The 13,439-nt window shown below is 42.5% G+C and carries 10 protein-coding genes; 5 read left to right on the top strand and 5 right to left on the bottom strand.

Annotated elements, in window-relative coordinates:
- The first annotated feature begins 211 nt into the window (after positions 1-211).
- Together nagA and J2S11_RS10735 are read left to right on the top strand one after the other, a co-directional pair.
- On the top strand, positions 212-1,600 hold the full coding sequence (gene nagA, locus J2S11_RS10740; protein WP_307394398.1) for an N-acetylglucosamine-6-phosphate deacetylase: 1,389 nt from the start codon (positions 212-214) through the stop codon (positions 1,598-1,600).
- A 250-nt stretch (positions 1,601-1,850) separates the two neighbouring features.
- A complete protein-coding gene (locus tag J2S11_RS10735) occupies positions 1,851-2,711 on the top strand; it encodes a hypothetical protein (RefSeq protein WP_307394397.1) in 861 nt (286 codons plus the stop codon).
- 103 nt (positions 2,712-2,814) lie between these two features.
- On the opposite strand, the gene J2S11_RS10730 is transcribed toward J2S11_RS10735, so the two are convergent.
- The 5 genes from J2S11_RS10730 to J2S11_RS10710 all read right to left on the bottom strand — a co-directional run bounded on the left by J2S11_RS10730 (position 2,815) and on the right by J2S11_RS10710 (position 8,690).
- On the bottom strand, positions 2,815-4,107 hold the full coding sequence (locus tag J2S11_RS10730) for a DUF4179 domain-containing protein (RefSeq protein WP_307394395.1): 1,293 nt from the start codon (positions 4,105-4,107) through the stop codon (positions 2,815-2,817).
- Complete coding sequence (locus tag J2S11_RS10725) at positions 4,100-4,642, bottom strand: sigma-70 family RNA polymerase sigma factor (RefSeq protein WP_307394393.1); 543 nt, start codon at positions 4,640-4,642, stop codon at positions 4,100-4,102. The genes J2S11_RS10730 and J2S11_RS10725 overlap by 8 nt, the downstream gene beginning before the upstream one ends.
- A gap of 236 nt (positions 4,643-4,878) precedes the next feature.
- Positions 4,879-6,330 (bottom strand): RNA-guided endonuclease InsQ/TnpB family protein, encoded by a 1,452-nt coding sequence (locus tag J2S11_RS10720; protein WP_307394391.1) that lies wholly within the window; start codon positions 6,328-6,330, stop codon positions 4,879-4,881.
- A 285-nt stretch (positions 6,331-6,615) separates the two neighbouring features.
- Positions 6,616-7,851 carry an MFS transporter gene (locus tag J2S11_RS10715; protein WP_307394389.1) on the bottom strand — a complete coding sequence of 412 codons (1,236 nt, stop codon included), beginning with the start codon at positions 7,849-7,851 and terminating at the stop codon, positions 6,616-6,618.
- On the bottom strand, positions 7,848-8,690 hold the full coding sequence (locus tag J2S11_RS10710; protein ID WP_307394387.1) for a glycerophosphodiester phosphodiesterase: 843 nt from the start codon (positions 8,688-8,690) through the stop codon (positions 7,848-7,850). The genes J2S11_RS10715 and J2S11_RS10710 overlap by 4 nt, the downstream gene beginning before the upstream one ends.
- Positions 8,691-8,944: 254 nt before the next feature.
- Between J2S11_RS10710 and J2S11_RS10705 the strand changes: the two genes are divergently transcribed.
- From J2S11_RS10705 to nagZ, 3 genes are all read left to right on the top strand, one after another.
- Positions 8,945-9,916, top strand: coding sequence for a GNAT family N-acetyltransferase (locus J2S11_RS10705; protein ID WP_307394385.1), 972 nt, complete (start codon positions 8,945-8,947; stop codon positions 9,914-9,916).
- A 398-nt stretch (positions 9,917-10,314) separates the two neighbouring features.
- Positions 10,315-11,466 carry an exo-beta-N-acetylmuramidase NamZ family protein gene (locus J2S11_RS10700; RefSeq protein ID WP_307394384.1) on the top strand — a complete coding sequence of 384 codons (1,152 nt, stop codon included), beginning with the start codon at positions 10,315-10,317 and terminating at the stop codon, positions 11,464-11,466.
- Between the two features lie 95 nt (positions 11,467-11,561).
- Positions 11,562-13,220, top strand: a complete 1,659-nt coding sequence (nagZ, locus tag J2S11_RS10695) for a beta-N-acetylhexosaminidase (protein WP_307394383.1) — start codon at positions 11,562-11,564, stop codon at positions 13,218-13,220.
- Positions 13,221-13,439: the final 219 nt, after the last annotated feature.

The raw sequence follows: 13,439 nt of genomic DNA, 5'->3' as shown, positions 1-13,439 counted from the left end.
ATGCAACTAAATTAAGGCTCAATTTAGAGTAAATAGTGGATAAGTGCAGAAATACAATTATTGACCAACTTTTCGTTTGAAATGAGCCATTTCTAATTAAATAACTGTACTTTTGCAGTTAGTAAGTTAAAAGTTGATCATTTTTATCAGTTTAAGTGTACTTTTGCATCTATTTCTCCAAATTGAGTGCTTGGATGGAATGAGGTAGGACATGAACATGAAAAGCGGGCATGTATTAACAAATGGCTACTTTGTGATCGGTGATCAATTGCAATACGGAGAGCTATATGTCACAGAGGGCAAAATTGAAGGCTTTCGTCCATTACCTGATCAGAAAGAGAAAAGCGAAGACGTTACAGGTGGAAATCATGAAAATAATGTTCAAATCTTTGACTGTCAAGGAGCTGTTGTTGGTCCAGGTTTTATTGATGTGCATGTCCATGGTGGTGGTGGAGCAGATGTGATGGATAATACGTTGGAGGCCTTTGAAACAATGGCCCAAGCTCATGTGAAGCATGGGACAACCCGCTTCCTCCTAACAACAGTCACTGCATCTCACGACAGTTTACTAAAGGTCTGCACTTTAGCAGCAAAGTACATTTCACAAAAAGAAAAGGAAGCTCAGCAGGGAACTCAAGGGGAGGAAGATGGTACTAAAAATCTACAAGAAGCATCTTTAGAAGGAGATACTTTTCAAGTATCTCATCAACAAGAAGCAGTACAAGAATCCCATCAACAAGAAGCAGTACAAGAATCAGCACCTAAACAAGACGACGTGGAAGAGGTTCGTTTACAAGTGTCCCGTTTACAAGGTGCCATGCCCATAGGCCTGCATATTGAAGGTCCATACATTGCGCCAAGTAAAAAAGGGGCACAAAATGCAGAGCATATTCGTTCCTTCTCCTTAGAAGAGGTTGAGGAGCTGCAACGGGCTGCACAGGGGAATATTAAGCTGATAACATTAGCACCTGAACGACTACAGCAGCAAAGTGACCTACAGAAGCTTGTTGAGCTAGGGATTGTACCTAGCATCGGGCATACAGAGGCTACTTATGAGGAGTGTCAGCGGGCGTTTGAGCATGGTGCTACACATATGACTCATCTATGTAATGCCATGCCTGGTCTTCATCATCGCTCACCAGGTCCCATAGCTTTTGCTCTAAATCAGGACGGTTGTACTGTTGAGTTTATAGCGGATGGCATTCACGTTCACCCATCTATGATTCAGCTGGCTTTAAAAGCTAAAAAACAGGATGAGGTCATCGTCGTGACCGATGCGATGAGTGCAATGGGACAGGAAGACGGAAACTACTCCCTGGGCAATCTAGCGGTAACGGTTAAGGATGGCATAGCCACACTAGCTGATGGAACCCTTGCAGGAAGCACGCTTAATATGGAAAGGGCTTATCAACTGTTACTAGACCAATGTCAGATAGATCCTGTTCAACTTTTTAGAATGATGAGTACCACTCCTGCTAGAATACTAGGATTGGAGCAACAATTCGGAAGTATAGAGCAGGGGAAAGCGGCCGATCTTGTTGTCATGAAGGATCATATGATAGATAAGGTGATGGTTGCTGGTCAGTGGATAGTCTGCTAATCAACCGACCGCCAGCCTGCAGTGCTACACCTTGCGCTGGGAGCTGCGCAGAGGTAAAGTTTATTGAGCAGAATCGAATGTGCATGTGCATGTGTATTTATATCGAAAGTCATTTTCCACGATAAGCAGAGTACCTGCCTAACCGAAAAAATAGGGCTCTCTGTCATCTATTAAAATAGAAGTAGGAGAACCTTTTTTAATAGAGGAGTAGTAAAAAAAGATCAACGAAGTAAAGGAGGCTCAAAAGCTTTTGAACGAGGAATTAAAAAAAATATTTGAAGATGACCAGCATGACCTCCGTACATTGCCTCCTGACAGAATTGAACGTGACAGAGAGCGGAGAAAAAGGGTTAAGGAGATCCTAGAAAATGGTGGGGCAGAAGAAGGAATTGATTACATACACGCCGCCATTGTTTTTCAGCATGGAGAAGCTTTAGAGGACTGGTGGCAAGCCTATCTGCTAAGTGTAAAAGCTGTGCAGTTAGGCTTCAAGCCGAAGTGGTTAGCTGCTGTTGCCTTAGATAGATGGTTAATCCGCCAAGGTAAGCTTTTGAAATACGGCAATCAAGTCATTCCCTTTGGAAAGGTTTATCGGATTCCTAAAATAGATCCAAAGACAACAGATGCTGAAAGAGAAGATTGGGATATTCCTACATTAGCAGAGTTACTATCGTTTACAAACCTCCGGGGGTTTATGAAATATGACGTCGTAAGTACCTTAGCAATAGATAATCTACGGATAAAAGTTATTAAGCTAGAAAGGCATCCCGTGCATCATCCTCTCCCTACAGGAAGACCTTGTGGGAAAACAGAAGATATGCATATCATCTATGAAAATACCTATGGCTGGCAATGGATAGAGGACGAGTCAGGCTCATTTTTACTAGGCTGGCTTCTCATACCTGATGTACCCGAGATAGCTCATGCCATTGCTGATGAAGGCGTAATATCAATTGAAAAAGTAATTATGAATAACCAATCCTGTATCCAAGTGAATGAAACGGAGCACACAACAATCTATTTTAAGGCTAGTAATGGAATATGGGCTGTAACAGGGGTAGACGATAACGCAATATTTGAAAAAGTTATGTGGATAAGCTCTTCATCATAGTAAGGTAAGACAAGAAATAATTGTTCTAGACTTGTAAAACCGACTACCGTGTATGGTAGCCGGTTAAGCAATGAATAATCTCATTAATGTTCTCATGCCAACATTACCTAGTAACTGGAATATGAATCACTCGATTATAAGATTTCATATAATGCATGCCTTCTATAAAAAGATAGCTTGGCTCATCCGTTGTTTCAAATACTAAGGTGCGTTCCTTCAACTCTCGCCCATTTCCATCCTCCATGTAGACTTGATTTACTGTTGTTTGAATAGGTACTAATCCATCTTTTGTTTCAATAGCAACACCATCAAGTAGCACATCTTCATCTGTAGCAATCGTTATTTCTACTCCTTGTGAGGTTGTTGATACTTGTTTTACCCATAGCTCTTTTCCAGCAATCTCAATCGACTGCTCACCTAGGGAAGTAAGTGGAATTTTTTCTTCTAGTGGCTGATATCCAGCAAATTCCTTCAGAACCAACTCAAGTGAATCAAGCTGTTTCGGTAACGTATCAAAGCGAATATCAATCTTAAATCCTCCTAGTGGTCTGGATTGACTGCCACTCCCAATCGATTCTATAGGTACTCCATTCGCTCTTAGCTCAACTCCACCTAATGCGTAGGGAACCCGATTAAAGTTATCCACACTTAATGTACCGTTAACCACCGTTACTGTAGGTGTAGCTATAATGGATTTGAAGGTAATAGAGCCTTTGTCAACGTTTAGCTTCTTGTTTATGGACTGCTTCAGCTGAGTTTGCAAGGCCTTGTTGGGTGCGTAAGGAAAAGAAATCTCACCGGCATCCATCTGCTCATTTTGCCAAAAGTGCAACGTTAAGGTTTTGGCGAAAGGGTTAACAGGCTCAAAAAACATCGTCCCGATGAGCTCTGTTTGCTCCTCGTTCATTAAGGAAGTACCGCTTTCTATCTGTGAATTAGTTAGGAAACCAGTGATTCTAGACGGCCTAAAATGATTCTCGGCAAATTCATCTATCCCGTTAGGATTAGCTAATGTGTAGTATAAAATTAATTGATTAGCGTCTGTCATCACGCGGTTTATCGTCAGAACCGTATCGTCCTCGAGTAACATTTGCTTCTCTATAGGTTGTCCCATGCCTTCCTCATTTAACTGCTTAAGAGTACTTGTTAGGAGCTCATCAAAACCTAATAATTGCTTGCCATAAAAGGCGAAAGCGTTGTAGTGATAGCTTACAGTGACGATGATGAAAAGCAAGGCAACGACCGCTAGCTTTTGAACAAGCCCAAATCGATTTCTTTTCTTTGCAGGGGCTTGGTTTAACAACGCATTTCTTAATCTTCCTTCCAATTCTTCGGGTGCTTTAATAGAATCCCTACGCTTTTTTTCCTCAGCCAAATGTTGTTCCAGTTTATTCATCTACATCACCTCCAGAGTGCTTTCTAAGCTTTTTCAAGCCTTGAAAAATCCTTGATTTCACTGTGCCCACCGAAACGTTTGTTATGTCAGCTATCGTCTGGGTATCGAGATCGTGGAAATATTTTAGTTGGATGGCCTCTTTTTGATGCTCATTTACATGTTCTAATAGCTCATTTATATCGATCTGCTGTTCACGATTAGGATAAGGGTCACTAGTCAAAGCATGAACGGGCTTTTTTACCATAGCTTCATTCCAATCATCTATAAGAACCAGCTTCTTTCGCTTGCGAAGCAGTGCTTTACAGCTATTCACTAAGATGGTTTTACTCCAGCTATAAAAAGCTTCTTCCTTCTTTAGCTGATCAATCTTTTCATATAGCTTTACAATCATATCCTCCATGGCATCCATTGCATCATGTGGATTCTCCATATAGGTCAAACCCAGTCTATAATACGTATCCTTTTCAGCCATTACTAATTGCAGTAACGCTTCTTTATCTCCCTTTTTCGCTTTTTTCACCAATCGAACATTCATGCTTTCACCTCGCTCCCTTATAAGAGTCCCGACTATATCAAAAAGTTCATTTACATTAAAAAATTTTTTAGCTAAAAAAAGAATGCCCTTTGATAACAACAAAAATACTACAACCAAAGCCGGAACTCTTAGTCTCTATTACGATCCCCATTTTATCAAAGTTATGAATACTCCCACCACTTACCTCGCTGACGCTTCAGTTGAAGTGGGGGTTTCTGAAGTATCATCCCTACTACTTACAGGATGCTTAACATCAGTGGAGTTGACACATTGACGGACTGGTTACCGCCCAACCCCGCTATCCCATTGGCGGATGCGTCTGGGAATACTTTGCGCATAATATTTGCTGCCGCATTTACATCGGCATGGATCAGGCCCCATCGGCTTCGATACAAGCCACGATAAATTCGACTGCCTGAGAACCTTCTATCGTTGCCTTCTTCAACCCTGGGCAATGGGTCGCGATCCAGAAAACTGGCTTTGGAGGTGTAAGCTTCTTCGGTAAGGATCACTTCGATGCCGACTGCCTCCGCTTTGTAGCGGATCATCGAAACGAGCATCTGATGCGGAATGTGGCAGAACGACTGATTGTTTTGCCGTCCCATGCCGGATGCAGTCTTCCATCCCTTGTTGTATCCGATGACGATGGTCGCAACCTTCTGCTCGGCAGCAAACTCGACAATCCGGCGGCTCGTCTTGTGAAACACATCCTTGATCCTTCGGTGACGCTTTAGATGCAGTTGCACTAATCGCCTGGACGTATGCGCTCCTTCGTTTGGCTGCTTGCCTTGACGCAGAATCCTGGTATAATGCGTCTTCAGCTTGTTGTAGTACTGGTTGATGGCTTTGACCCTCCTGCCCTTCACGCATACAGGTCGATGACCTGTATTGGTGACCATAGTTGCAAGCTGATCAATGCCCAGATCCACAGCCAGTACATTCTCTTTCACAACATCCCTCGCTTCCGAAGGGCAAGCGAAGACCAGTTCCACAACGTATTGCCCGTATTTCGGAACGATGCGCACCTGTTTCAAATCTCCATCTGCGTATCCAAGCTTGCCGATGTTGAGCCGCTGTTTCGTCTTTGGCAGCTTAAGAAATTTGCGGTCCTTGATCTCGCAATCCTGATTGGTGAGAATGACTTCTCTTGCGTCAGCTCTCATATAACCGGGAATGCGAGGCCTTCCGGTGTATTTCTCAGGATTCGCCCGGTAATTCTTGATACTGGCAAAGAATGACTGCCAGCTGGCAAAAACCCGCTTCATCACCCATTGACTGCACTGCGCAGGGAGCGCCCGGTAATCGGCTTGTTCCATCACCTTGAACAAGCAATCCAGAAAAGGATAACTCAGAAAAGGCGACGTCTTCGATGGCAGCGTAAACAAGTGACATTGTGATTCCTTGCGCTGAGAATGGGGTTTGACAAGCTGCTTCTGAATCCTAGATTGATAAGCTTCCAATTGACGTTCATTCATACGGGTAATGTTTGACATAAGCAGGTCCATGACTTCCTGCTGCAGCGGTTGAAGAGGCTTGTTCTGCTGAAGCGCCGTATACACTTGGCGAATGATAAAGTTGGTCGCATTGTACAAATTCTTGGCGTCCTGACTCATCTGCCTCGCATACGCATACAGACGATGACCCGGTTTGATCCAAACCTGGTATGTTCGGTAATTTGGTTCAGGCATTGTCTTCACCCCCTCAATAAAACAAACATATGTTCTAAAATCATTGTAGCATATGTAATGGTAAGATGGAATCATCTGGAGAAAAGTTCGATGACGCCGCCGATTCACCCCTCTTAGTTCCTGCAGAACTTGAAGAAAGGGTGTCCTCTCGGCGATTTTGATAGAAAAATAAACCCCACCGTTAATAGGTTAGACACCTACGGTGGGTTCATCAAGATAACGTTTTAATGAACTTAACTTTATGTACTTACAAAGTACATTTTTAATTTAATCAATCTAGTCCTTTTATTCTTGGCTTTGTAATCGACGCTGTCCCTCCCGTAAAAAGAAGTAAGCAATAACAAAAGTAATAGCAGCTGCGATAAATAAGGACGGATAGCCTAGTACATCCATAAACAGACCGAGTAGCGCTGGAGCCACGATAGCGGAGGCCATAGAAAATAAATAATAGAGTCCTGTAAATAATCCGATTTTCGTTAATCCCCCCAAGTCAGCTACAAGAGGATACGCTTGAACGTTGACCAATGCCCAAGCAAGCCCAACGATGAATAACAGAATTTTAATAACTAGTAACGATTCGAAAAAAGGAATCAGCAGAAACAGAACAGGAGCAGTCAGCAAGCCGATCATCATCGTTCCTGTTTTTCCTAGCTTGTTTCCAATCAGTCCAGCAGGTAAGGCAAACAGCACGAATGCTAAGCTGAAAAATCCTAACGTTAAACCAGCCTCGCTGCCTGACGCTCCTAAATGCTCTGTAGCATAAATACTAAATTGTGCTTCCACTCCCGTGTACCCAATAAAATAAATAAAGATAGCAATAAGAATGAGGAGCTTTCCTCGGTGCTCCGGTTGTAGAATTTGCTTGAAGCCCTCTCTAGCTGATTGCACAGCCATCACTTCATCGTTATCCTTAGCCGTTTGAGCAGCATAAGGGGGATTGCGGTCGACGGTGAAGAAAAGCAGGATAAAAGCTAATAGCATAAGGCCACCAGCAATGATAAAGGGCAAGCTTTGGTTCACATCAAAAAGCTGGGCTAATCCAAATAGAGCAATGATCGCTCCAATTCCCCCCATAAGATTGATGACACCGTTGGCACTTGAACGCTTTTCTGGTGGTGTGTGATCAGGCATTAAAGCAATGACAGGCGCACGATATAAGGTCATCGCTAAAAGAAACACCACATCAAGGGCTAAAAGAATCCACAGAGCCGCTGTGCCAAAAGGAAGGAGAATAAAAAACAAAGCAGCTAAGGGCATCCCCACAATAATGAAAGGGAGGCGCTGACCGAGGCGAGTCTGCACACGGTCAGACCAAGCCCCAATCACAGGAATAAGTAAAATAGCTAATAAATTGTCTAAGCCCATAATGGCTCCACGGATTGCACTACTTGAAATAAACTCACCAAGGATAAGGGGCATGTACGTGTTGTACACGGTCCAGACAAGCATTAAAGCAAAGAACCCACTACCAATAACTAAAATCTTGCCATAAGAAAATCGACTAGCTCCTTCTCCGGTCACGCTAAACTCCTCCTAATTTGAAGTGCTTTTTCTGGAAAATCAGTAATAATGGCAGAGCTACCTCCCTGAATCAGGGCACGGATATGTGCTTCCTCATTAACGGTAAATGGACGTACTGGTGTCCCTTCTTCTCTAGCCCGTTGCAATAGGAGAGGCTGAGCGACAGGTAAGTAGCAGTGCAAGCCTTTTGCCCCAATTGATTTTGCATAATTCCAGGGCTCATAAAGACCTTCCATAAATAAAATAGCTGTTTCGATTTCTGGCTGTAGCTGATGAAGCTTCACAAGGCTATAATGGTTAAAAGAAGAGAAGATGATACGCTCCTCTAAGCTATATTTATTCACAAGCTCTACTATTTTTTCCTCCATTGTTGGATAAGGAAGCAGCCCATTTTTTAATTCAATATTCAGTAAAAGCTGTGTGGAAGCCAACCATTCTAATGTTTCTTCTAATGTGGGGATTGTAGCCTCTTTGTGCTCTGCTCCAAATTCAGCACTAGCCTCAAAGCATTTGAGCTCCTCCACCGTGTAATCCTTCACCCACCCCTTACCGTTTGTCGTTCGTTCTAGGGTTTCGTCATGAATGACCACAGGAATCCCGTCTTTTGATAAATGCACATCAAGCTCAATACCTTCTGCTCCAACTTCTAGTGCTTCAAGAAACGCCACCATCGTATTTTCAGGATGTGTTCCCTTAGAGCCGCGATGGGCAATAATCAGGGTTTGCTGCTCCCCTTCACCGAATTGCCTGTTCATTTGCTCATTCGTTTTGTTACTCGATTGCTCATTTGTTTGCTCGCTTACTTGGTTGTTTTTTTGCTCATGAAAAGGTTGTGTCATCTGTAGCACCTCAAGTCCTATAGTTAGTATGTAAGGGTATAGCCCTTTTTCAAATCATAATGTTTTTTCCTTCATAAAAGCTCCTTCTATTTAATCAAAATGGCTTCTTCTCCAATACTATTCAACAATCGAAACGTCTACCCTTCATTTAAGAGTAAATTTTATCAAAAATTAATAAATGGTGAGGAGATTAGAGGGAGGAATTATCGGGAAGAAACAGAAGAACTAATACAATCGCATGGAGGTGATAGGGAATGACATTTTTACCTTTAACGTATAAATATCTGGATCAAATATTAGACCTGTGGAATCGGGAGCTTGGGAAGGATTTTCCCTTATCAAAAGCATTATTGGAGCAGAATAGCTTTTTAGATCAGAATGTCTTCAACTCAGGATCATGGGTGTGCCTAGAAGAACATACGAATACGGTGAAAGGGTTTATTGTATCAAAGCTTTGGCAAGAGAAGGTTAACGGTGTGAATTTAGGTGAGCACGTGGGCTGGATTCAGATGCTTTTGGTAGACAGTAGCTTTAGAAATCAGGGGATCGGAACTAGCTTGTTAGAAAAAGCAGAAAATGCGTTTAAGGCTTATGAGAAACAAATTAAACAGGTATTCATCGGCCGAGATCCTTGGCATTACTTTCCCGGAATCCCTAAGCAATTAGGTGATGCTACTAGTTGGTTTGAGCAAAGAGGTTATTCGTCTAAGAATCAAGTGCATGATCTATATAGAAATATGGATCAGACGGATCAGGGACTTATTCCTCTACCTCAAATAGAAAAGGTGAAGCTACGATTACTTCAGAGATCAGAGAAGGAGGAGCTACTCGCCTTCTTTAAGCGCTGCTTTCCTGGTAGATGGGAATATGAGGCTCATAAATATTTTGACCATGGTGGTACGGGTAGGGAGTTTGTGATTATGGAAGAAGAGGATCAAATCGTTGGCTTCTGTCGTATTAATGACGCTAAATCACCTATTATCGCCCAAAACGTTTACTGGTCTGAAAGATATAAGGGCGAACAGGGAGGAATCGGACCATTAGGAATTGATAAAGCTTATAGGAAAAAAGGCTACGGTCTAGCTATCGTGCAAGCGGGCATTCATTTCTTACAGTCCAGAGGAGCTCAGCATATGGTGATTGATTGGACAGAGCTTGTCTCTTTCTATGAAAAATGGCAGTTTGGAGTTTGCGATACGTTTTATCAATACGAGAAGTCACTGTAGAGGTACGGCTCCGTCCAGTCCAGTGTTTCTAAGGACAAAATTGCATCTTAGAAGTGTATGATTGGACTTTATTATTCTAACGGACAAAATTGCACCTTAGAAGGGGATTTCGAAGAAAAATCCCTGGATAACCGTTCTAGGAGCTTTCCCCTTGCTAAAGTAAAAGTAAGTTTTAAAAAAAAGAATAAAACATTGAAATAAAATTTCTAAAAGTTTATAATATTATAAAAACAACAAAAAATGGTGTAAATGGGCAAATGAGAGTAGTCAAAAATGGTCCATGATGACTGTCATGCATGGAGGCACTGCGTGACGGCTTCTGCAAAGAATACGAAGCTGTGGTCGATCGTCACATGGGGCCAAGGGCTTTTAGCTATTAAAAGTCAGGGGGAATGAAAATGAAGCTTGGTGTGGATCACTTTTTTGAACAAGGGATAAAGACTTACTATGGAAAAAGGGCAGGACTTGTTACAAATATGACGGGAGTTAATCGAGAGCTAGTCCCTACGATTGATCTTTTTCATCAGCATAATCATATTCAGCTTAAAGCTTTGTATGGACCTGAGCATGGTATAAGAGGTGACGTAAAAGAGGGGGAGCAGATTGAATCAAGTGTTGATGTACAGACAGGAATTCCAGTGTATAGTCTATACGGTGAAACGAAAAAGCCCTCTAAAAAAATGCTTGCCGAAATAGATGTACTATTCTTTGATTTACAGGACATCGGTTCAAGATATTATACATACATATATACGATGGCTTATGTGATGGAGGCTTGCGCAGAACAGGGTATTCCTTTTGTTGTGTTTGATCGCCCGAACCCTATAGGAGGAGAAGCTGTAGAAGGTAATTTACTTAAAAAGGAATGCTCTTCGTTTGTAGGACTATATCCTTTACCTAATCGACATGGTCTAACAATTGGGGAGCTGGCTTTAATCTTTAAGCATGAGTATGGTATAGCGTGTGACCTTACTGTAGTTCCAATGGTGGGCTGGAGGAGAGAGATGTATTTTGATCAAACGGGGTTATGCTGGGTTCCTCCATCACCCAATTCGACAGGGATAGATATGAGTATTTTGTATGCTGGAACATGCTTAGTAGAGGGAACGAATCTTTCTGAGGGAAGAGGAACAACACGTCCTTTTGAATATATTGGTGCCCCGTTTATAGATGGACATAAGCTGGCAAAAGTCGTGAATAAGAAGCAGATACCTGGACTTATTGCTCGTCCTATATCTTTTGTGCCCACTTATCAAAAGCATGTTGATCAGCATTGCGAAGGAGTACAGCTTCATATTACCGATCGAAAAAACCTCCACTCCTTACGTGCAGGCCTTACATTGCTTGAAGTCATAGCTGAGATCTACCCGAAGGAATTTGAATTTAACTCTCCTGTTCAGGGTGACAATTCCTTCATTGACCTTCTAGCAGGAGATCGGAGGGTGAAGGAGTTTATTCTTAATCAATCAACAGAGGTCTTCCTTGAAGCTTGCGAGCAAGAACTCGAGGGGTTTAAAGCCCAAATGAAGCCCTACCTTCTTTATAGCTAATTGTCTTGTAGATAATGATTGTTAGGTAGCTTTCACTATTAGGTATCTTTTTGTAAATAAAGTCGGATTATTATAGTGAAAAAGGAGAAATGTCTATGAGTGCTAACGTAACGCTAAGACAGAAAATTGGTCAGTTAATGGTGTTCGGATTTGCAGGTACTGCTCCTTCAAAAGAAATTTTGAGTCTCATTCGAGAGCAGCATGTAGGCGGAATTATTCTGTTTGGACGCAATGTGGGAACTCCAGAGGAAGTCCTTTCATTGACGACGGCTTTGCAGAAGGAGGCTAAGGAATCAAATCACAAGCTCCCTTTGCTCATTTGTACAGATCAGGAAAATGGTGTAGTAAGGCGAATGGGGGAAGGAACCACTGTTTTTCCAGGGGCTATGCTGCTAGGAGCAACTCAGAAAACGGAGAACGCATTCGCTGTAGGGCAAGCAACAGGAAAAGAGCTGAAAGCAGTAGGCATTAATTGGAATCTTGCTCCCACGGTAGACGTGAATAACAACGCAGAAAACCCTGTAATTGGTGTGCGATCATTTGGAGAGGATGCGCAGCAGGTAGCAGAGTTTAGTCAGGCTTGGCTGCAAGGCTTGCAACAGGCAGGGGTAATGAGCACGCTAAAGCATTTTCCAGGGCATGGAGATACATCTGTTGATTCGCATTTAGACCTCCCTGTCATTGAGCATGATATGACAAGACTTCGTCAGATAGAGCTACTCCCCTTCCAAAAAGGAATTGAGGCTGGAGCTGATGTGGTGATGTCCTCCCATATTTATTTTCCAGCACTTGAAAAAAGAAAAGGGGTACCAGCAACTCTTTCAAGAAGTGTAATGACCGGTCTGCTAAGGGAAGAATTGCAATTTAACGGTGTAGTTACCACAGATTGCTTAGAGATGAATGCTATCGCTCACACAATTGGTACAGCTCAGGGAGCCGTTGAAGCCTTAAAAGCTGGGGTAGATTTAATCATGATTTCCCATACGCATTCCCTGCAGCAGGATGCTCTTCAAGCTATATTAGCTGCTGTAGAGCAAGGAGAGCTAGAGGAAGCTAGAATTCATGAAGCGTATGATAGAGTTCAACGGTTAAAAGGTAAGTACCTATCCTGGACAGAGCTGGACGTGGGTAACGTTACTCAGCATGTTCCTGCTGTTGTTGGCTGTGAAGAGCATCTTCAGCTTGCTAAGGATATCTATCGGCAGGGGATTACTATTATAGATACAAAATCGAATAGAGAAATAGGATCGCTCGATAACAATCAACCTATTCTTCCGTTGTCTATGGATAAGGAGCACCGAGTGCTCGTTCTGTATCCTCAAAATTCCTATCTTATGCAGGTGGAGGATAAGCGATATTCCAGCTATGCATTAGGGCAAGTTGTACAAGAGATTTTGCCATCAGCTATGGTGAATGAGTTTATAAATCCTCCAGATCAAGGAGAGATAAGTAGGGTCCTAGAAATGGTACAGCAACTGCATAAGAATAAGGAGCTTGATACGATCATCATTGGGAGTTTGTCAGCAGCGCAAAGTAAAGAGCAGCAGGAACTGATCAATAAATTAGCAGAAACAGAGTTACCTGTTGTGGTCATAGCTATGAGAAGTCCCTATGACCTAGCTTACCTCTCTAGTATTTCAACCTATGTAGCAACGTATGAATTTTCAACTCCAGCCTTACAAATGGCTGTACGTGCTCTATTTGGCTTGGAACAGGTTAGCGGTATTTTACCTGTTACTCTTCCACAAGCATAGCTTTTTGGCCGTACTTGTGGCGTTGCTGGACGTACTCCGGTGGTTAGCAGCCGTACTAAGCCTTGTGCTTGGGTTTCGGAAGCTTTTTCGTTGGTTGAAGCGTAAGTTTCGTAGAAAAAAGCAAAAACCCACCTCCTAGGGTTGCACGCCTAAACGGTGGGTTTTTGCATTGAAGATTAATTAGTGCACGCCGTGGTGTTCCACAGCCTTTGTGTCCTA

The sequence above is a fragment of the Bacillus horti genome (assembly GCF_030813115.1).
GTDB lineage: Bacteria > Bacillota > Bacilli > Caldalkalibacillales > JCM-10596 > Bacillus_CH > Bacillus_CH horti.
This window is presented reverse-complemented; position numbering and strand designations above follow the sequence as displayed.

Bases quoted from the DNA above. Each gene is read 5' to 3' on its own strand.
- nagZ (WP_307394383.1), top strand. From the start codon at position 11,562: ATGAGTGCTAACGTAACGCTAAGACAGAAAATTGGTCAGTTAATGGTG.
- J2S11_RS10705 (WP_307394385.1), top strand. From the start codon at position 8,945: ATGACATTTTTACCTTTAACGTATAAATATCTGGATCAAATATTAGAC.
- J2S11_RS10720 (WP_307394391.1), bottom strand. From the start codon at position 6,330: ATGCCTGAACCAAATTACCGAACATACCAGGTTTGGATCAAACCGGGT.
- J2S11_RS10710 (WP_307394387.1), bottom strand. From the start codon at position 8,690: ATGACACAACCTTTTCATGAGCAAAAAAACAACCAAGTAAGCGAGCAA.
- J2S11_RS10700 (WP_307394384.1), top strand. From the start codon at position 10,315: ATGAAGCTTGGTGTGGATCACTTTTTTGAACAAGGGATAAAGACTTAC.
- nagA (WP_307394398.1), top strand. From the start codon at position 212: ATGAACATGAAAAGCGGGCATGTATTAACAAATGGCTACTTTGTGATC.
- J2S11_RS10725 (WP_307394393.1), bottom strand. From the start codon at position 4,642: ATGAATGTTCGATTGGTGAAAAAAGCGAAAAAGGGAGATAAAGAAGCG.
- J2S11_RS10730 (WP_307394395.1), bottom strand. From the start codon at position 4,107: ATGAATAAACTGGAACAACATTTGGCTGAGGAAAAAAAGCGTAGGGAT.